Source organism: Rahnella sp. RFA10(1/100) (genome assembly GCF_004195115.1).
GTDB classification, from domain to species: Bacteria; Pseudomonadota; Gammaproteobacteria; order Enterobacterales; family Enterobacteriaceae; genus Rahnella; species Rahnella perminowiae.
Genome location: NZ_SEWR01000004.1, coordinates 61,843 through 81,476, shown reverse-complemented (window position 1 = coordinate 81,476; position 19,634 = coordinate 61,843). Strand labels below are relative to the sequence as shown.

Sequence of the window (19,634 nt, the reverse complement as noted above, 5' to 3'; positions counted from 1 at the left end):
TGTGTGCGGCCAACTAGATGAATAATGCATATAAAATCACTTATCAATCAAAATAATGAATAAGTGTTTTTATTTTATTCTTTAAAATCAATTACAAAACCCATTCGCATAAATAATCATCCTTTCAATAAAATTTTACCTAATTTCAAACTCTTCGTTACACATTCACAACCTCGATGAGAAGTATTATTATTTGCGCGAAATTGTTCTATTTGGTTCATTTAATAACGAGTGGTCATTAAGTGTTACCTGTTTTCTATCAACAGTTATCTACAACTATGCAGTGAGATAAATCATGCCAACAACAAATAGCAAGTGGACCTGGCTCCTCTGGCTGCTGAGTGCGCTGATGCTCGTCATCGGTCTGATACTCGGTATCGGTGGCGCGTATCTGGCCACATTGGGAGGAAGTATTTACTTTCTGCTGATGGGTCTGGCGCTCATCGTTTCCGCCGTTTTGATTTTCAAAGGTAAGCCATCGGGCGCATGGCTTTACGCCCTGGCCTTTGTGCTTTCTGTTATCTGGGCTGTCCGGGACGCAGGTTTCACATTCTGGCCATTGTTCTCCCGTCTGTTCACGTTTGGCGTTCTGGCATTTCTGGTCGCGCTGATCTATCCGCTGCTTAAAGCACGCACGGGTCTGGTGACGCGTAAAGCGCCAGCCTTTTCAGTGGCGGCGGTTTTGGCTGTCGCGCTGATTGCCGCTTTCGCTAATACCTTTGTGCCAACACCTATCATCAGTACCGCCGACGATCAGGTGCCGGTGAAACCGGTAGAAAAAGGTGCAGAGCAAAAGAACTGGGAAAGCTGGGGTAACACGACTGCGGGTGACCGTTTCGCAGCCCTGGATCAGATTAACAAAACCAACGTGGATAAACTTCAGGTTGCATGGATTGCTCATACCGGTGATATCCCACAGAGCAATGGCTCCGGCGCTGAAGACCAGAACACCCCGTTGCAAATCGGCGACAAACTGTTTGTCTGTACGGCCTACAGCAAAGTGATCGCCTTGTCTGTTGATGACGGTAAAAAGCTCTGGTCCTACGATTCCAACTCCACCGCGCCTAACTGGCAGCGTTGTCGTGGCCTGGGTTATTTTGAAAACAGCGCGGCGCCACAAGCCCCGGCAGCCCAACCCGCTGCGGTTCCTGCGGCTGAACCGGCAAGTCCGGTTGCGGCTTCTGAAGCGGCTACGCCTGCTACGAATGCGCCGCAAGCGCCAGCGGCGACCGGTGGCACTGTCAGCGGAACCTGCGAGCGTCGTCTGTTCCTGCCAACCATTGATGCGCGTCTGATTGCCATTAACGCCGATAACGGCAAACCCTGTGCTGATTTCGGTGACAACGGTGTGGTTGACCTGAAAGTCGGCATGGGTGAAGTCAAACCGGGCTACTACCAGCAAACTTCTACCCCGCTGGTCGCGGGTAATGTGGTGGTTGTCGGCGGTCGCGTCGCGGATAATTTCTCCACCGGCGAACCTCCGGGCGTGGTCCGTGCTTTCGACGTACATACCGGCGCACTGGTATGGGCCTGGGATCCGGGTAATCCGAACATTACCAAACTGCCACCGGCGGGTCAGACTTATACCCGGGGTACGCCAAACGTCTGGTCGGCGATGTCATACGATCCCAAACTGGGTCTGATTTACATGCCAACCGGCAACGCGACGCCAGACTTCTTCGGCGGCACGCGTACTGAGCAGGATGACAAATACAGTTCCTCCGTCGTCGCGGTAGACGTGGCCACCGGTAAAGTCCGCTGGACCTTCCAGACCACTCATCATGATCTGTGGGACTTCGATCTGCCGTCGCAGCCGCTGCTGTATGACCTGCCGGACGGTAAAGGTGGCAGCACGCCGGTGCTGGTGCAGACCTCCAAACAAGGCATGATCTTCATGCTGAATCGCGAAACCGGTCAGCCGGTTGCGAAAGTGGAAAACCGTGAAGTGCCGCAGGGTAACGTCCCGGGCGAACGCTACGCCAAAACGCAGCCTTTCTCTGTTGGTATGCCAAATATTGGCAATCAGACACTGAAAGAATCTGATATGTGGGGTGCAACGCCGATGGATCAGTTGCTGTGCCGTATCGAGTTTAAAGGTATGCGTCACGAAGGCGTTTATACACCTCCGGGTCTGGATCGTTCCCTGCAATTCCCGGGTTCTCTGGGCGGCATGAACTGGGGCAGCGTTTCGGTTGACCCGAACAATGCCATCATGTTTGTGAATGATATGCGTCTGGGTCTGGCGAACTACATGGTTCCGCGTGCACAGGTTCCGACCGGCGCGAGCGGCATCGAGATGGGGATGGTGCCGATGGACGGTACGCCTTACGGCGCAGTCCGCGAGCGTTTCCTGTCACCGCTGGGCATTCCTTGCCAGAAACCACCGTTCGGTACGATGTCTGCGGTGAACCTGAAAACCGGCAAAATCGTCTGGCAGGTGCCGGTCGGTACCGTAAAAGACACCGGCCCGCTGGGCATCAAAATGCGTATGCCAATGGAAGTCGGTATGCCAACACTGGGCGCGAGCCTGTCAACGCAATCCGGCCTGCTGTTCTTCGCCGGTACGCAGGATTTCTATCTGCGCGCGTTTGATACCGCAAACGGTAAAGAGATCTGGAAATCCCGTCTGCCGGTCGGCAGCCAGTCCGGCCCGATGACCTACGTTTCACCGAAAACCGGTAAACAGTACATCATCATCAGCGCCGGTGGCGCACGTCAGTCCGCAGAACGCGGCGACTACGTGATCGCCTACGCACTGCCTGACGAGAAGTAAGATTTCGCAGTCCATGACAAAGCCCGCTGGTGCAGACCGGCGGGCTTTTTTTATTCAACGCAACCCACTGATATTCTTATTGATGCCTCTGTCGCCACGATAGCAATGTTAAAACATACTAAACAAAAAATTTGGGTTAAGGAGAGTGACGAGTATGATGCAACCATTACCCTTATTAACCAAAAGGAATTGGCATGGAAATCATCGGAGACAACAGCGTTATCACCAGTGTTGCACCCAAAGGTAAGGTTGTTTACTGCCGTGGTGAAACCCCCAGATACTGGCTGGAATTGCAATTTGTCGATGAGAATAATCTCCCCGTTGCCGGGCTGAAGGTCACACTGGAATACCATCCGCTGGCATCCGCGCAAGACGTCGCGATGTGGAAAAAATATAGCAATTACCACTACGATCCCACGCCACCACCCAATCCCCCTGCCAGCGTCACCGACAGTCAGGGACTGGTCAGATTCGACGATCTGTACTGGATAACGGTCGACGTAAAAGCAGACGCGCAACAACTGGCCGACGAAATGGAGCAGCGCCCGCTGGGGCTTCGGCGTAATCCGAACAGCCAGCCGGTGAGCAAAAATGCCTTTCGTCGGGAAACGCGAGATAAAAGCTGGCGATCTGACGTACAGGAAAAAGCCGAGGCCGCAGGATATACCCATCATTACGTGACCATCGGAGAACTTTGCGATCAGTTGCCTCACATTGAAGGCTGGGAGGAGACGGAGCCACCGGAGTTTCATTTTCAGCAAGGGCGTTCGCTGAAAGGCACAGAGATTGCGTGTCAGGCGCTGAAGCAGCGGCACGTCATTGAAATCTGCCCGTTCCGGGCGTGGGTGCTGGCACTGCATGACACCCCCGCATATGATCTTGCCAACAGCCTTAATCTCGGCATTATGGCTGACCTCGCCTATTCGGCTGAAGCGAAAAACAATACCATCGATTATTTCTTCCGGAATAAATGTCAGGATCTGTCTGCAATCCCGCAATTTGCCGAGTTCCCGTCTTATTACCACACACTGGCCGTGGATGTACCCTTCCGGGAACGTTATCTTGCACCTGTGTATCTGAATACGGGTGAGGGGGTAAATCCAGAGGGTGACACCAGGCTATTTACAGTTGAGTGTGATACTCACATTATCGTTGCATGGTGCGGTACTGACAGCCTGCTTAACGCTTTGACAGATATCTCCTTTGCACCCAAAAAATGTCTTCCCGAGCTTGGTGGCGTGGGTAATATTCACGGCGGTTTTCTGGAGGCTTACATGTTGGCAAAACAGAAGTTTAAAGACAAATTGGATATTGTGAGTGAATCCCTGACGAACGGAAAGAAAATGCTATTTGTCTGTGGTCACAGTCTGGGCGGTGCGCTGGCCTTAACCTATGCTGCCGAGATGAAGAACAGCCATCCGATGCTTTACACTTACGGTATGCCGCGCACCTTCACCCGTTCGGCGGTTCTAAGCCTGAATTCAGTGACGCATTACCGCCACATCAATGATAATGACTCAGTCACCCAAATTCCTCCCGATGCCGATGTAGACAATATCTTCTATGAGAAATGGGGACCACTGGGCGACAAACTCGGCTTTGACTGGTCGTTAACAACGGTAGCCGGGTTGGGAGTGGCTGTTCGCGACCTGGCTTTTCAGTCCACAGGAATTTCCGATAAAAAAGATCCTTACTGGCATCACGGCAATACGGTGATATTTTTCCAGGCTCAGCAGTGCGTGATGCAATCCCGTCATCAGAATGTGCCGTGGATAGGCGGCGGAGGCAGCGATAATCCGGTACCCGGCGTGGTGAACACCTGTATTAAGCAGTCGGTTAAACTCTTTCTGGTGCCATCACTGAATGAAGAATGCCTTAATGCAACGGGCGAGCACCAGGCGAAGTTTATCGGGTGTCTGGATACTGTTAACCTAAGAAAAACCTTCCCCAGAAATACTAATCCCGAACTGGACGGGCTTTTCAGCAACCCTTCCAGCCATTCTATGGCACACCGTTACCTGCCTTATATCCATAATCAGGTGCTTGAGCTGGCAAATCCCGATCTTGAGATGAACCGGAAGGAGAAGCGGGCTGAGTTCAGGCAGGAGATTGAAGCAACGGCCAAAGGCAGTGCCAACCAGGATGAAATCCAGCGAAACCGGGAATTTATAGCGCTTCAGGATATGTTGCCGGTGGCGCTAACCCGCACCCGGTCAGAAGAGGTGGGCAAAAATGCCCTGATCCGTTTTGCTGCAGTTACGGAGGAAGAAGTTGAATTCTCTAAATAAGAATTATGCGCTTTTACTCTTTATCGTGCTGCTTTATGGCTGTGATAACACTCCCGACCGCACTCTGTCTCCACCTCAGAACGCAAAGTGGGTCGACGTGGTCTTCACGCTTCCGGCAGATACCGTGCTTTTACCAATGGAAGTTCTTTACCGTTCAGATAAGTGTAAAACAGTGCGTTATAACTCGAGTAATGAGCCTCATGATATTCCCGGTTATAACGATTTCGAGAAGCCATTCGGTCAGCAAGGAACCAGCAATATCTGGCGGACACATATCGCCATTGATGGCGGCGGGCCATGCTTGTGGCAGCTTAATTCCATTAAAGTCAGTTTTAAGATCGCTGATGGCAATCCCCTGGTAAAGGGAAAAGAGGTTTTCGCTACTAATTATATCTTCGATTTTGATGATTATGGATTTAGCGATGGTTATGGTACCGGTAAAGCGAAGGAATCCAGGGGTGATCTTCATATAAAAACGGATTTCTTTCCGAGGATTTTTATAAATCACATGTTCGAGAAAACCTCATTGAGATTCTTTGGTGGAGATACCGATTACGAAAAATGGAGCCGGCGTTACAAACTCCAGGATACTGAGAAAATACTTATCGAACCTATTATACATATGAATAAAATTATAATTCTTGAGAGTCCAAATCCACCACCTGGAATGATTACGTTAACCTATCCCGATGGAAGCGTTGAAAAAACACAACCTATGGAACCCGATTACGAAAAACTGCTATCGATGAAATAGAAAGTAAATGTTTCATTTTACATATTCAGGGAGGAAGTAATTGAATTCTCTAAATAAAAAAGGCCTGTTGCTGCCGACAGTATTTTTGCTTTCCGCATGCTATGGCAAAACAGATCAGACGCTGTCACCGCCGGAAAATGCACGGCGCGTGACCATAGCCGTCCGGGTTCCTGAGGGCATTACACTGTTGCCATTGCAAATGCTTTATCGTTCAGAACGGTGCAAGACTAAAAGCTATAACTCGAGTAATGAAGCCTATGAAATTCGCGGATATAACGGTTTCATGCAGGCATTTAGCCCGATTGCAAACAGCGATATCAGGCAGCAGCGGATTGCCATTGATGGCGGCGGAAAATGCCAGTGGCAGCTTAATTCCATTAAAGTCAGTTTTAAGATCGCTGATGGCAATCCCCTGGTAAAGGGAAAAGAGGTTTTCGCTACTAATTATATCTTCGATTTTGATGATTATGGATTTAGCGATGGTTATGGTACCGGTAAAGCGAAGGAATCCAGGGGTGATCTTCATATAAAAACGGATTTCTTTCCGAGGATTTTTATAAATCACATGTTCGAGAAAACCTCATTGAGATTCTTTGGTGGAGATACCGATTACGAAAAATGGAGCCGGCGTTACAAACTCCAGGATACTGAGAAAATACTTATCGAACCTATTATACATATGAATAAAATTATAATTCTTGAGAGTCCAAATCCACCACCTGGAATGATTACGTTAACCTATCCCGATGGAAGCGTTGAAAAAACACAACCTATGGAACCCGATTACGAAAAACTGCTATCGATGAAATAGAAAGTAAATGTTTCATTTTACATATTCAGGGAGGAAGTAATTGAATTCTCTAAATAAAAAAGGCCTGTTGCTGCCGACAGTATTTTTGCTTTCCGCATGCTATGGCAAAACAGATCAGACGCTGTCACCGCCGGAAAATGCACGGCGCGTGACCATAGCCGTCCGGGTTCCTGAGGGCATTACACTGTTGCCATTGCAAATGCTTTATCGTTCAGAACGGTGCAAGACTAAAAGCTATAACTCGAGTAATGAAGCCTATGAAATTCGCGGATATAACGGTTTCATGCAGGCATTTAGCCCGATTACAAACAGCGATATCAGGCAGCAGCGGATTGCCATTGATGGCGGCGGGCCATGCTTGTGGCAGCTTAATTCCATTAAAGTCAGTTTTAAGATCGCTGATAATAATCCTCTGGTGCAGGGGAAAAAGGGGTTTGCGACCAATTATATCTTCGATTTTGATGATTATGGATTTAGCGATGGGTATGGTACCGGTAGGGCAATCATGGCCAGTGGCAATCTTGAATTGAAAACAGATTTTTTTCCTATGGTTATTATAAATCAAATGTTCAATCAAACATCTATTGAGATGTTTGGTGGTGATACGAATTATGACAGATGGAGCCGACGTTACAAACTTCAAGATACTCAGAAAATAGTCATTGAACCGATATTACACTCTCAGAAAGAAGTATTACTACAGGGTGATGAAGAGCGTGGAATCGGGATGATGATCACTTATCCCAATGGAAGCATTGAGCATGTACGCAAGATAAAACCCGATTACGAAAAACTGTTATCCATGAAATAACGAAGTCATTACTAAGTTATCTTCAGGGAGGAAGAACTTGAATTTTCTAAATAAGAATTATGCGTTTTTACCCTTTATCGTGCTGCTTTATGGCTGTGATAACACTCCCGACCGCATTCTGCCTCCACCTCAGAATGCAAAGTGGGTAGACGTGGTCTTCACGCTTCCGGCAGATACCGTGCTTTTACCAATGGAAGTTCTGTACCGTTCAGATAAATGCAAAACAGTGCGCTATAACTCGAGCAATGAGCCTCATAATATTCCCGGTTATAACGATTTCGAGAAGCCATTCGGTCAGCAAGGAAGCAGCAATATCTGGCGGACCCATATCGCCATTGATGGCGGCGGAAAATGCCAGTGGCAGCTTAATTCCATTAAAGTCAGTTTTAAGATCGCTGATGGCAATCCCCTGGTAAAGGGAAAAGAGGTTTTCGCTACTAATTATATCTTTGATTTTGATGATTATGGATTTAGCGATGGCTACGGTACCGGTAAAGCGAAGGAATCCAGGGGTGATCTTCATATAAAAACGGATTTTTTTCCGCTGGTAACTCATCTGGATGAGAATGATATTAGCCTGGAGTTTTTTGGCGGTGAAACAGGATATGAAAAATGGAGAAGGCGATATAAGCTCCATGATACGCAGAAAATATTTATTGAACCAAATGTTCATTTAACTAAAGTTGTTACACTCATTCCGCCTGACCAAACAGAGGATAGGGATTTTTCGGCGATTTATCCTGATGGGAGTACCGAAAAAATTCCGTATATTTATCCTAATTACAAAAAACTGCTATCGATGAAATAAAAAGTGAGTGTTTCATTTTACATATTCAGGGAGGAACTAATTGAATTTACAAAATAAAACCGCCGGGCCCGCACAGACCGGCGGGCTTTTTTGTTAGGGGATTAAGGCAATCGCGCAGCCTGACGCCGAAGACCGTCAAAAATTGCATGACTGATTTTTGCTGGAAAATCAGCGGGCAACATGGATTCCACTTCTGTAATCACTTGTTCAGTTTTATCCTTCATTTCCATCATCATATTCGACACGTTTTCTCGCGAGTAACTGACCCGTTGCGCCGTTGAGACAAAATGACGGGGCAGGATCCTGTCCCAGTGAAAATGCCGGTTATTGCCGAGTACCGCCATCGCCATTTTGGCTTTCTTCGCCGGAATACCTGTTGGATGCATCAGAGGAAATGCTGACATCACGTCATAAAACGGTGTCATACGGTATGCGCTACCCGGCTCGATATAAACACTGAAATTCTTAGCATGACCGTCGATAGCAGCCAGCATCCAGAAGAGGATCTGGCTCTTAAAAAACATGTCCCGATCCCCTCCTGCGCGTTGAGAACCTAACAAGAGCTTCATTGAGCGCGCAATCCCGGGGCCGCCGTCAGCCTCATATTTCAATGCCGGGGCGACGCCTAACGCCTGACAAAAATCCTCCTGTGGCAGCCTCATCAGCCAGGAGCCATCCTTCGACCAGCGACGATCGAAACGTTCGACAACCAGGACTTTTTGCGTACCGAAGCAGGCAATGTCGCACTGTGCGACCGGAAATCCGAATTGCTCCGCTATTTTCAGACACAGCCATTCATTCTCCACACTCTCACTTAAATCGATGCCATTGTTGGCAATGTAACCGATGGGGAGTTTAAGAATATGGCTGGTGGGCGTACTTCCCTGCGGGCGATGCCACTGGTCGCGATACCAGAGCAGTGCCGTTTTCTCCTGCGCACCGGCCAGAGAAATGCGAAAATCTTCAATGTCAGCCTCCATGCCCAAGGGGGCATCCTTATATCCCTGCAAAAGCTGCTCGATATCCTTTTCGCCAAGCGGTTGGGCATGAATTTCAGTGACAGGCGTAACCGGAGCACCTTCAGGATAGAGCTGGATCGCACCGACGCAATCACCGCCTATTCGCGACAGCAAATCGAAAGGTTGTTTAGTCGGGATCTGGAAACGCGCCTGAATACGGCTGCGTATTTGTTCGTTATCGGGCAGAAGATTGTCGAAAAAGTTGTATACCACCGCGCCACGGAATTTATCTGCCTGAAGAGGTAATGATAACGAGATGGCACGGGCTCCGGGGCGAGTGAGCCAGCTTTGATGATAAATAAATGACATTTCACCACTGCCGCCTTTTTCCAGCGTACCGACAGTAATGCCATTTAATGCGAGCGTTAACTTATCCATGTATTACCACTCCTGATCCCAGGAACTCTTTTCCTGGGGATTGATATCCCTTGGCGTGATCTGTAGCTCTAAATCCAGCGCCGCCAATAACTTGAACAGAGTCTCCAGACGGGTACCATCCGGATAATTTTCAAACTCTGAAACCGTTGACTGCTTCAGGCCGATTGTCTCAGCCGTTTTACTCTGGCTGAGTTTGCGCTTTTTACGCTCATTACGCAGTGCATTTGCCAGCATTTTTGTTGAGGTAATGTTCATTTTATCCTCCCAAGCGGATTTTTTCATTATATCCGCCATAAGGGATAAATCAATTTTTATCCGCTGTAGCAGATGAATCTAAAATATCCTTCAGGGAGGATAAACTGGAGCGCTTACCCAAGAGATGAGGTATCTGTAAAAGTAAAATACAGCCTGTAAACTGTTAAAAATAAATACACCTTATAAGCTGTAATTTGCCCCCCGGGGCCACCTCATGCTCAAATACCTGTTTTCCGCACAGATAAAGCTCCATGAAAAAAAGTGAATTTATCGCTCAGGATTTATTGAGCAAGATTTATCAGAACAGTGGTTCGTTACCGGACAAGTTACCGCCCGAGCGCCAGCTGGCGGAAGAATATGGGGTGTCGCGCTTTACGGTGCGTAAGGCATTAGAAAAACTGGTAAGTATCGGGGCGGTACACATTGTGCAGGGCTCAGGAATTTACATTAACCCCGGCGTGAGCAGTAATCCGCTGGTATACAACTCGATCACTGAAAAGAAATTCACCGAAATCAGCTTTAAAATGCTGGACCTGCATAAGCGGCGTCCGGATAAAGAAGAACAACAGGTATTCGATCTGAATACCGATGATTTTATCTGGGCGTTCACCCGCTTGCGGCGCGTCAGTCAGCGCAACGTACAGATTGAATATTCCCGCATGCCCGCCAGAGAATTTGGCGATCTGAATCAGAAGACTATTGAGCATTCCATTCAGCAATATGTTCTTAGCAAAGGCTATGTGATTTCACATTCCCTCACCCGCTATCAGGCGGTGACGGTGAGTAAAGAACAGGCATATATTCTGGGATGTAAAAAAGGCATGGCCGCCATGCACATTACCAACAGAGGCATTTTGCAGGGCGGCAAGGTTTACGCATTCAGCGACATTATCGACATCGATTATTCCTGCACCTACGTTATCCCGTTTAATCAGGACAATTTGGCTTTCCGCCAGAAGTAAGCGTGTCAGGGCGTGTGGATCACGCCGTCCGGCAGGCGGCTTTGCGTCCATTCATGCGGACGATATACCACCGGAAACTCTGCCGCCGCCTGCGGGTTAAAGCCCACGCCGATCCCCGCCCCTTCTCCCGGATAGAAATACCCCTTCACCGGTGCCTGTGCGCCCGGAAACACCTGTTGTGTGTTGGCGGGATAGGCAACAAACTCCTGGATCGCCGCATTATGCAGATGAATATTGAGATGCGTATTCACCGCTGCGCCAACCGGTGTCATATCCGGCGGACAATGCCACGCCAGCCGCACGCCAAAGCTCTGGCAGAAATGCGCCAGTTTCAGCGCCGGTGTGATCCCCCCGATTTGAGAAACGTGGCAGCGGATAAAGTCGATCCGGCGGTTAATGATCAGATCCTTCCATTCCGCCGGATTATTGAATAACTCGCCGGTCGCCAGCGGCACAGCTGTCTGGCTGCGGATCTGCGCCAGCCATTCGTTCTGATCCGGTGGCAGAATATCTTCGATAAAGTAAGGCCGGTATTGTTCCACCGCTTTGGCGAACTGCACTGCCTGTTGCGGGAACAGCCTTTCGTGAACGTCATGCAAGATATGGAACTGATTACCGTATTTTTCACGCAACGCTTTAAACATCGTCAGTGTGTTATCAATGTACTGATCCTGATCGTAATAAGCGCCTGCTGTCGGTTCGCGGGTACTGTGGAGTTCACGCGCATTGCCACCGTAAAAACCCAACTGACAGCGGATGTGACGATAGCCTTCAGCCAGTAAACGATCCACTTCGCCGTATAATTCTTCCAGCGTTTCACCGGTCGCATGGCTGTACGCCGTTACGGCATCTTTAGACTTGCCGCCAAACAAGTGGTAAAGCGGCATATTTGCCAGCTTACCTTTGATATCCCACAGTGCCATATCAATACCCGCAATAGCGTTATTGATCACCGGCCCGTTACGCCAGTACGCGTTCACCATCATCATCTGCCATAAATCTTCGATATGATTCGCATCACGCCCTATCAGCAACGGTTTGAGATACTCATCCACCATCAGTTTGACCGCCAGCGGGCGCTGCTGGAATGTCGCGCAGCCAAGGCCGAAAACGCCACGATCCGTTTCAATACGGACCACCACTAAATTATGACGATCGGGGCGCGTTATCTGACATTCGATATTCGTCATCAGCACAGGCTGCATGATTAATCCTTCATAAAAGCCGTTATTTTTAATTAAAAAATCGGCGGTGATATTTGTATTACCGTTATTTCAACGTATTTTTATCCTGCTTGTAAACCTTAAATTCAGGCTTTTATTTTGGTTTAAAAGCACACCTGAATATCGATAGAAAACGGACCAATTCATTCATTATGTACGGACAAGCCCCATCTGCGTGAAGTTTTGTGATGAAGATCCTGTTTTATTGGTTTGTTTTATAAAAAGGCCGTCATTACACTCCCCTTCCATCTGACAATGAATAATGAATTTTTCGTCGCGGGGTTCAGGGTGAATACAGAAATAATGCATTCGGTTATTAAGCTGGTAGGCGGAGCGGGAAATATCAATAAAGTCTGGCATTGCATGACCCGTTTGCGCTTTGATTTACACGACGAAAATAAAGTGGCCTGGGATGAGATTAAAAATCTGCCCGGCGTGCTCGGCGCACAAAGCCAGAGTGATCAGGTGCAGATCATCATTGGGCCGAAAGTGAATGTCTGGTACGACACCATCGTGTCACAACTGGATGCTGTGACCGGCAACGCCGAAAAAACAACAGGAAATGTTTCCACAAAAGGGCGGAAAAGCCTGGTGTCGATGTTCATGGATACCGTCTCCGGCGTCTTCGGCCCGATCGTTCCGGCCATTGCGGGCGCAGGGATGATTAAGGGTTTGCTGGCCGGACTGATTGCTTTAAAAGTGATTTCAGCCAAAAGCGAAACGGTGATGATTATCGATTTGATCGCCAGCGGCGTGTTTTACTTCCTGCCGTTTTTCCTCGCCGTTTCTGCGGCGAAGATCTTTAAAACCAATGAATATCTGGCTGCTGCCGTGGCCGCCTGCCTGATGTACCCGACGCTGACAGATGCTGCGAAATCGCTCGCCAGTCATACAGCCGGTGCACCAACTGCGCTGTATTTTATGGATATACTGCCGGTGTCCATTTTCAATTATTCGGCCAGTGTCATTCCGGTGATTTTCTCCGTGCTGGCGCTGAGTTATATCCATCGCTGGGTGGATAAAATCATGCCGGACGTGTTGAAAACCGTCTTTACCCCGACGCTCACACTGTTTATTGCTGCGCTGGTGTCGCTGACACTGATTGGCCCGGCGGGGATTTATCTCGGTAAATTGCTGGCATTTGGCATTCAGGGGTTGTTCGGAGTATCAGCGGTGTTTGCAGGCTTTATTGTCGGCGCGATCCGTCCTGTGGCGATCCTCACTGGCATGCACCATGCGATGACACCGGTTGCCTTGCAGAACTTCACCGATCAGGGCTGGGATATGCTGATGCCGATGATGTTCATGGCCAACATGGCAATTGCAGGATCGACGTTTGCCATTTATTTCCACGTCAAAACCCGCGAACAAAAATCCGTCGTGCTGTCAGCCGCGATTTCCGGCTTACTGGGGATCACCGAACCGGCATTGTTTGGCGTGCTGACGCGCTACAAAAAAGCGTTTATCGCTACCACCATCAGCAGCTCCGTGGCGTCGGCCTTTATCGCTTTCTTCGGCGTGCGGCTGTACGGCTATATTCTGTCGAGCATTTTCAGTCTGCCCGCTTACATCGGTCCGTATTTTATTTACATCCTGATGGGCGTAGCGCTTTCGCTGGGGCTGTCATTTACGCTGACTTATCTGATGGTCGTCAAACACAAAAGCACCGGACAAACGGTGCCTTTGGTTAATCAAACGCGCTGAGGTTTATCAGGCCGCTGTTTTTGAATTTGTCATCTCAGACAGCGGTGCATTCTGGATAAGATTGGTCAGCCGGCCGATATTTTCAATTTCAACTTCAATCTTATCATTCTCATGCAGGAACAACGGCGGCACGCGGGTTTTTCCAACGCCACCCGGGGAACCGGTCATGATCACATCGCCGGGAGAGAGCCGGGTAAAGGTACTGATATACGCGATAATTTGTGGGATGGTATGCACCATATTGGCGGTGGTGTCATCCTGCACCAGCCGGTCATTCAGCCAGGTTTTGATGCTCAGATTTTGCGGGTCACCCACTTCATCCGGCGTCACCATCCACGGGCCAAACGCGCCTGTCGACGGCCAGTTTTTACCTGCCGTATACCACTTATGCTGCCAGTCACGCACCGAACCATCCATATAGCAACTGTAACCGGCAATATAGTCCAGCGCATCATCAGCGGAAATATTGCGACCGGTACGTCCGATAATAATCGCCAGCTCACCTTCATAATCAAACTGCTCGGAAGAAGCCGGTTTGATGATCACACCATTATGACCGACCTGCGAATCCGCAAAGCGGACAAACAATGTTGGCGCGTCGCTGGTTTCATTGAATTCTTTGCGTTTTTCTGCGTAGTTCATGCCCACGCCAAAAATTTTTCCTGGCCTGTCGATAACCGGCAGGAAACTGATGGCGTTTAGATCAAGATCCGCAGGCAACTGCACGTAACGTTGCAAGTCTTCCAGCTGATAATGTGCCATGAATTCGTTAATGTCCCGGCATCCCGAGCGGGCACCGACATCGACAATCCCCTCTGCCTGGAAGATGCCGAAGCTTTTGGTGTGGTCTTTACTGATGATGAAATTAACAATTTTCATAGATGCACTTAGAGTCTTATTTTACTTAAAACAGGTGGATTTGCTGGTGTTGTCTTCGTGATGACGTCCGCGCCACTGTGAAGATCGCGAGATTATTGACCCTGCGTTTCATGCCTTCTACTATATTTTATTACCTAATCGATGAATTTCAGGAATCAATGTTAAATAACAGAGACTTAGATTATTTCGTCACTGCTGCGCAGATGATGAATTTGAGACTTGCGTCACAAAATTTAAATATAACTCAGCCTGCTCTTTCAAAATCGATCACCCGTCTTGAGCGTGAACTGAACATCAAACTGTTCAAACGGGCAGGTCGCGGGCTTGAACTGACCGAAGCAGGACGCATTCTTTATCAACGTGGTATCGCGCTGCAAAGTTCGTATCTTGAGATTGGCGAAATCATGAATGAACTGAGCAGCGGCGCGGGCGGGATCGTTCGCGTGGGCGTGTCCGGTTCAGCCACGCAATTCCTGTTACCTGAGATCTGCAAAATGCTGCAATCTCAGGTACCGAATATGAAACTGGAAATCCAGATAGGCATGAATGACGTGCTTTTTACCCTGCTGGAACGTCATGCGATCGATGTCATCATCGGCCCGCTGGTCAATTACGACAGTCCGGTGGTGCAGTTGCCCGTGACTGCCGACCGGGTGATCGTCGCCGCGTCCCGTGATCATCCGTTGGCCGGTAAACCCGCCAGCCTGCGCGAACTCAGCCGTTACGGGTGGATTTTGCCAGCGAAAACCGTGTCGATGCGCCAGTGGCTGGATAAAATGTTCTATGAAAACCACTGTCCGCCACCGGATGTGAAAGTGGAAATCAGCTCGCTGGCCTCGGTGCCGGGGCTGATTGCGAAAAGCGGATTACTGAGTTTTTTGTCGGAGAATATTTTGGTGGAAGAAGAATTTCTTTCGCGACTGATCCGTATTGATAACGATCAGTTAGTGATGGAGCGCCGCGTCGGGATCACCTGGCTGGAAGGCGCATTTCTCTCTCCGGCCACACAGAAAGTGATCGACGTCACCAAAAGTGTCGGGCAAAAAATGCAGACGGAAGCCCGCCGGATTTTAGAAGACTGAAATCCGGCAAGCTTTTTTACACCAGATGGCAGGCCACGCGATGGCCTCTTTCTATTTCACGCAGTAACGGGATTTCTTTACGACAGTGGTCGGTTGCACGCGGGCAGCGGGTATGGAAACGACAGCCGGCAGGCGGTTTTGACGGATCCGGAATTTCCCCACTGACCATCGCCACCGGCTCACTGTCCGGGTCAAGCGTCGGCACTGCTGCCAGCAGCGCCTGTGTATAGGGATGCAGGGGCTGCTGGAACAACGCATCGCGGCTGGCCGTTTCCACTAACTGGCCGAGATACATCACCGCCACGTCATCACAAAGGTGCTCCACCACACCCAGATCGTGGGAGATAAACAGAAACGTCACGCCATGATCGTCACGTAAGTCAGCGAACAGATTGATGATTTGCGCCTGAATCGACACGTCCAGCGCGGAAATGGGTTCATCGGCGATAATAAAGTCCGGTTGCAGGATAAGCGCGCGGGCAATGCCGATACGCTGGCGCTGTCCACCGGAGAACTCATGCGGGAAGCGGTTGTAATGCAGCGGTGACAGACCGCAGATCTTCATCACATCCAGCACCTTTTCATGCAGTTGCGCCCGTGAACACCGTTTATGTTCCAGCATCGCTTCACCGATGGCATCACCAATGCGGATCCGCGGGTTAAGCGAACTGTACGGATCCTGAAAAACCAGCTGGATTTTCGGGCGCAGTGCTTTAAGTTGTTTCGGCTTCAGGCCGTGCAGATCTTCACCACGGAACTTCACGCTGCCCGCGGTTTTGTCATACAACCCAAGCAGCGTACGGCCCACGGTGGTTTTGCCGCTGCCGGATTCACCCACCAGCCCGAAAATCGTGCCTTTACGAATGTTAAAACTGACGCCATCCACGGCGCGCAACTGGCCGGTTTCCTGCCCGAATACGCCGTCACGGATCGGGAAATACTTTTTCAGGCCATCCACTTCAATCAGATATTCAGCATTCATGGCTGTAATTCCCTGTTTTCGATGTCACTTACGGTGCTCAGTCCGCCGTAAAAACACGCCACCTGCCGGTGCCGGCCTTCCAGCGCAGGAATGCCCTGGCGACATCTGTCAGTTGCGCGGGCGCAGCGTTCGGTGAATGCGCAGTAAGGGGGCAGTGCGGCCAGATCCGGCACCTGGCCGGGAATAGAATACAAGCGGCGGCGGCGTTCGCCCGGCGTGGGTCTGGAGGCAATCAGCCCCTGTGTATAAGGGTGCAGCGGATTGCGCAGCACTTCAGCTGTCGCGCCCTGCTCCACAATTTTACCGGCGTACATCACCACAACGTGATCGGCCATTTGTGCGATCACACCTAAATCGTGGGTGATCAGCATCAGCGCCATGTGATTCTGCTGAGCCTGTTCACGCAGCAAACGCAGGATTTGCGCCTGTACGGTGACATCCAGCGCGGTGGTGGGTTCGTCAGCAATCAGTAACTGCGGCTTACAACTCAGCGCCATCGCAATCATGATGCGCTGCAACATGCCGCCCGAAAGTTGGTGCGGATAACTGCTCATCAGGCTTTCCGCCCGCGCCAGACCGACTTCGGTGATCATATTCGTCGCATGTGACCACGCCAGTTTCGGTGATTCACCGAGATGGCGGATCAGCGGCTCGACCAGCTGTTCCCCCAGAGTCAGCACCGGGTTCAGCGCGGTCATCGGCTCCTGAAAGATCATCGCCAGCTGGTTGCCGCGCAAGTCCGCCATCTGAGAGGACCGCAGCCTGAGTAAATCCCTTCCCTGAAACAGGATTTCACCGCTATCAATACGCGCAGCCTGTGGCGGTAACAACCCCATCAGCGACATCGCCGTGACACTTTTCCCGCAGCCGGATTCACCGACAATACCCACGGTTTGACCGGCCTGAACGTCAAAGGTGACATCTTGTACGGCACGCACACGGCCCTGATCACTGGAGAACGACAGAGAAAGCTGATTAAAACGGATCAACGGTTGCGTCATTTTTTGCTCCGTTTCAGTTTGGGATCAAGCGCATCACGCAGGCCATCGCCCAGTACGTTAATTGCAATCACCGTAATAAAGATCGCCACGCCGGGCGGCATCCACAACCACGGGCGACGCTGGAAATCGATGAGACTGTTCGCCGCATCCATCATATTTCCCCATGACGGTGTCGGTGGCACAACCCCGAGCCCGAGATAACTGAGCGCGGATTCGCTGAGAATGGCATTCGCCACAGCCATTGTTGCCATCACCACCAGAATTGGCACGGTATTGGGCAGTAAATGGCCAAACAGCCGACGACGCGAAGACAAGCCGAGCACCTGCGTCGCCAGCATAAAATCACGCTCACGCAGGGAGAGGATTTGCCCGCGGACCAGACGCGCCAGCTTCGGCCATTCCAGCAAGCTGAGCATTACGATCACCATATACACACGGGAATCCGGCGAAAAATCCAGTTCCGAAAGCATCGCACCCATAACGATCAGCAGCGGCAGGCTCGGAATAGTCATCACCAGATCGGCAAAACGCATGATGATTTTATCGGTTACGCCGCCCAGATAGCCGGACACCGCGCCCATGAGATATCCGAACGTCACAGATAACAACATGGTCAGCATGCCGATAATTAGCGAGATACGTCCCGCCAGCAGCAGCCGCGTATACACATCGCGCCCGAGAAAATCGGTGCCCAGCCAATGTTCCGCATTTGGCGCTTTGTTGATCATCAGCGCATCGGTGGCATCATCGCGCCAGGGAGAAAAGTAAGGACCTGCTATGCACCAGACGGCCATTACCAGCAGCAAGACTAAGCAAAACATCGCCAGTCTGTTCTGACGTAGCGCCCGCCACGCCTGCCGCCAGGGTGACGGTGTCACCTGAGCAAGCGCCGGAATTTGTGCTTCGCGCAGACGGCGGTTAGTCGAAAATAAAGAGCCAAACATTATGACCTCACACGAATACGCGGGTCAGCCCACGCATACAGCACGTCGGCAATCAGATTGCCAAGAATGGTCAATACCGCCAGGAACAACGTGAATCCCATCAGAACCGGGTAATCACGCGCTGCCAGCGAATCAATATGTATATGCCCGGCACCTGGCCAGTTGAAGACCTTTTCGGTGATCAGCGCCCCGGAAAACAGCCCAGGCAACTCAAAACCCAGCAGCGTGATAATGGGCAGCAGTGCATTTCGCAACGCATGTTTCAGGATAACTGTACGTTCACGTAACCCTTTGGCACGCGCGGTACGAATGAAATCCATACGCACGACGTCGAGCATACTGGCGCGGAAATAACGTGTCAGGCTGCCTGCCTGTAGCATCACCAGCGCCACCACCGGCAATACCAGATGTGCGGCGACCTGCATCACCCATGCCCATCCTGTGGCGTCACTGCCGGTGTTGGTCATGCCCCCCACGGGCAGCCAGTGCAAATCAACGGCAAACCATTTAATCAACAGCAAACAAAGGAAAAACGTCGGGAAGGACATTGCGGCGAAGATGACCACACTGACTGCGTGATCAAACAGGGAATAAGGCTTCATCGCGGAGACAATGCCAACCGCCAGCGCGATCCCCCAGTACAGCACCATCGCAATAGTCGCGAGCAGGAAGGAATTCCAGATGTACTGATTCAGCAACTGGCTGACCGGGATCTGATATTGCAGCGAGAAACCCAGATCCCCCCGCAACAGATTACCCAGCCAGTGCAGATAACGGCTGAGCAGCGGTTGATCCAGGCCGTATAAAGCTTTCAGTTCAGCAGCGCGTTGTGCGGTCAGCGTAATATTGCCATCGATAAAGTCGCCCGGCGTTTTGGCAAACAGCATAAAGATGAGCAGCGAAGCGAGGAACAACATCGGAATGGTTTGAAGCAAACGACGCAGAATGAAATTTCTCATG

At 50.3% G+C, this 19,634-nt stretch carries 17 protein-coding genes; 9 read left to right on the top strand and 8 right to left on the bottom strand.

The features are described from left to right. The first annotated feature begins 295 nt into the window (after positions 1-295). The 6 genes from ETV65_RS13790 (at position 296) to ETV65_RS25185 (ending at position 8,245) form a co-directional block, all read left to right on the top strand. On the top strand, positions 296-2,773 hold the full coding sequence (locus tag ETV65_RS13790; protein WP_129953390.1) for a membrane-bound PQQ-dependent dehydrogenase, glucose/quinate/shikimate family: 2,478 nt from the start codon (positions 296-298) through the stop codon (positions 2,771-2,773). 194 nt (positions 2,774-2,967) lie between these two features. Beyond that, on the top strand, positions 2,968-5,061 hold the full coding sequence (locus ETV65_RS13785) for a lipase family protein (protein WP_129953389.1): 2,094 nt from the start codon (positions 2,968-2,970) through the stop codon (positions 5,059-5,061). Next, the gene (locus tag ETV65_RS13780) at positions 5,045-5,815 is read left to right on the top strand and encodes a hypothetical protein (protein ID WP_129953388.1); all 771 of its coding nucleotides are present in this window, start codon (positions 5,045-5,047) and stop codon (positions 5,813-5,815) included. Before ETV65_RS13785 ends, ETV65_RS13780 begins: the two co-directional genes overlap by 17 nt. 40 nt (positions 5,816-5,855) lie before the next feature. After that, positions 5,856-6,626, top strand: a complete 771-nt coding sequence (locus ETV65_RS25195) for a hypothetical protein (protein ID WP_240782846.1) — start codon at positions 5,856-5,858, stop codon at positions 6,624-6,626. A gap of 40 nt (positions 6,627-6,666) precedes the next feature. Then, positions 6,667-7,437 (top strand): hypothetical protein, encoded by a 771-nt coding sequence (locus ETV65_RS25190; protein WP_240782845.1) that lies wholly within the window; start codon positions 6,667-6,669, stop codon positions 7,435-7,437. A gap of 37 nt (positions 7,438-7,474) precedes the next feature. Next, positions 7,475-8,245, top strand: coding sequence for a hypothetical protein (locus tag ETV65_RS25185; protein WP_240782844.1), 771 nt, complete (start codon positions 7,475-7,477; stop codon positions 8,243-8,245). Positions 8,246-8,346: 101 nt separating this feature from the next. Here ETV65_RS25185 and ETV65_RS13760 read toward each other — a convergent pair whose 3' ends face one another. Both ETV65_RS13760 and ETV65_RS13755 read right to left on the bottom strand, forming a co-directional pair. After that, complete coding sequence (locus tag ETV65_RS13760; protein ID WP_129953387.1) at positions 8,347-9,642, bottom strand: type II toxin-antitoxin system HipA family toxin; 1,296 nt, start codon at positions 9,640-9,642, stop codon at positions 8,347-8,349. Positions 9,643-9,645: 3 nt separating this feature from the next. After that, on the bottom strand, positions 9,646-9,897 hold the full coding sequence (locus ETV65_RS13755; protein ID WP_129953732.1) for a helix-turn-helix domain-containing protein: 252 nt from the start codon (positions 9,895-9,897) through the stop codon (positions 9,646-9,648). A gap of 251 nt (positions 9,898-10,148) precedes the next feature. Between ETV65_RS13755 and ETV65_RS13750 the strand changes: the two genes are divergently transcribed. Then, positions 10,149-10,859, top strand: coding sequence for a GntR family transcriptional regulator (locus ETV65_RS13750; protein WP_129953386.1), 711 nt, complete (start codon positions 10,149-10,151; stop codon positions 10,857-10,859). 5 nt (positions 10,860-10,864) lie between these two features. Here the strand turns inward: ETV65_RS13750 and ETV65_RS13745 are convergent, their stop codons facing one another. Then, complete coding sequence (locus ETV65_RS13745) at positions 10,865-12,064, bottom strand: enolase C-terminal domain-like protein (protein WP_129953385.1); 1,200 nt, start codon at positions 12,062-12,064, stop codon at positions 10,865-10,867. Positions 12,065-12,385: 321 nt separating this feature from the next. On the opposite strand from ETV65_RS13745, the gene ETV65_RS13740 reads away from it, so the two are divergent. Beyond that, positions 12,386-13,786: a PTS transporter subunit EIIC gene (locus ETV65_RS13740; RefSeq protein WP_129953384.1), complete on the top strand. Its 1,401-nt coding sequence runs from the start codon at positions 12,386-12,388 to the stop codon at positions 13,784-13,786. A gap of 6 nt (positions 13,787-13,792) precedes the next feature. On the opposite strand, the gene ETV65_RS13735 is transcribed toward ETV65_RS13740, so the two are convergent. After that, on the bottom strand, positions 13,793-14,665 hold the full coding sequence (locus tag ETV65_RS13735; protein ID WP_129953383.1) for a fumarylacetoacetate hydrolase family protein: 873 nt from the start codon (positions 14,663-14,665) through the stop codon (positions 13,793-13,795). A 158-nt stretch (positions 14,666-14,823) separates the two neighbouring features. On the opposite strand from ETV65_RS13735, the gene ETV65_RS13730 reads away from it, so the two are divergent. Beyond that, complete coding sequence (locus tag ETV65_RS13730; RefSeq protein WP_129953382.1) at positions 14,824-15,747, top strand: LysR family transcriptional regulator; 924 nt, start codon at positions 14,824-14,826, stop codon at positions 15,745-15,747. Positions 15,748-15,763: 16 nt separating this feature from the next. On the opposite strand, the gene ETV65_RS13725 is transcribed toward ETV65_RS13730, so the two are convergent. Genes ETV65_RS13725 through ETV65_RS13710 form a run of 4 tightly spaced genes read right to left on the bottom strand, consistent with a single transcriptional unit; the run spans position 15,764 to position 19,633 of the window. Then, positions 15,764-16,729, bottom strand: a complete 966-nt coding sequence (locus tag ETV65_RS13725) for an oligopeptide/dipeptide ABC transporter ATP-binding protein (RefSeq protein WP_129953381.1) — start codon at positions 16,727-16,729, stop codon at positions 15,764-15,766. Then, positions 16,726-17,730, bottom strand: a complete 1,005-nt coding sequence (locus ETV65_RS13720) for an ABC transporter ATP-binding protein (RefSeq protein ID WP_129953380.1) — start codon at positions 17,728-17,730, stop codon at positions 16,726-16,728. Before ETV65_RS13720 ends, ETV65_RS13725 begins: the two co-directional genes overlap by 4 nt. Beyond that, a complete protein-coding gene (gene opp4C, locus ETV65_RS13715; RefSeq protein ID WP_165383736.1) occupies positions 17,727-18,674 on the bottom strand; it encodes an oligopeptide ABC transporter permease in 948 nt (315 codons plus the stop codon). The genes ETV65_RS13720 and opp4C overlap by 4 nt, the downstream gene beginning before the upstream one ends. After that, entirely contained in the window at positions 18,674-19,633 is a 960-nt protein-coding gene (locus ETV65_RS13710; RefSeq protein ID WP_129953378.1) for an ABC transporter permease, read from the bottom strand. Before ETV65_RS13710 ends, opp4C begins: the two co-directional genes overlap by 1 nt. Position 19,634: the final 1 nt, after the last annotated feature.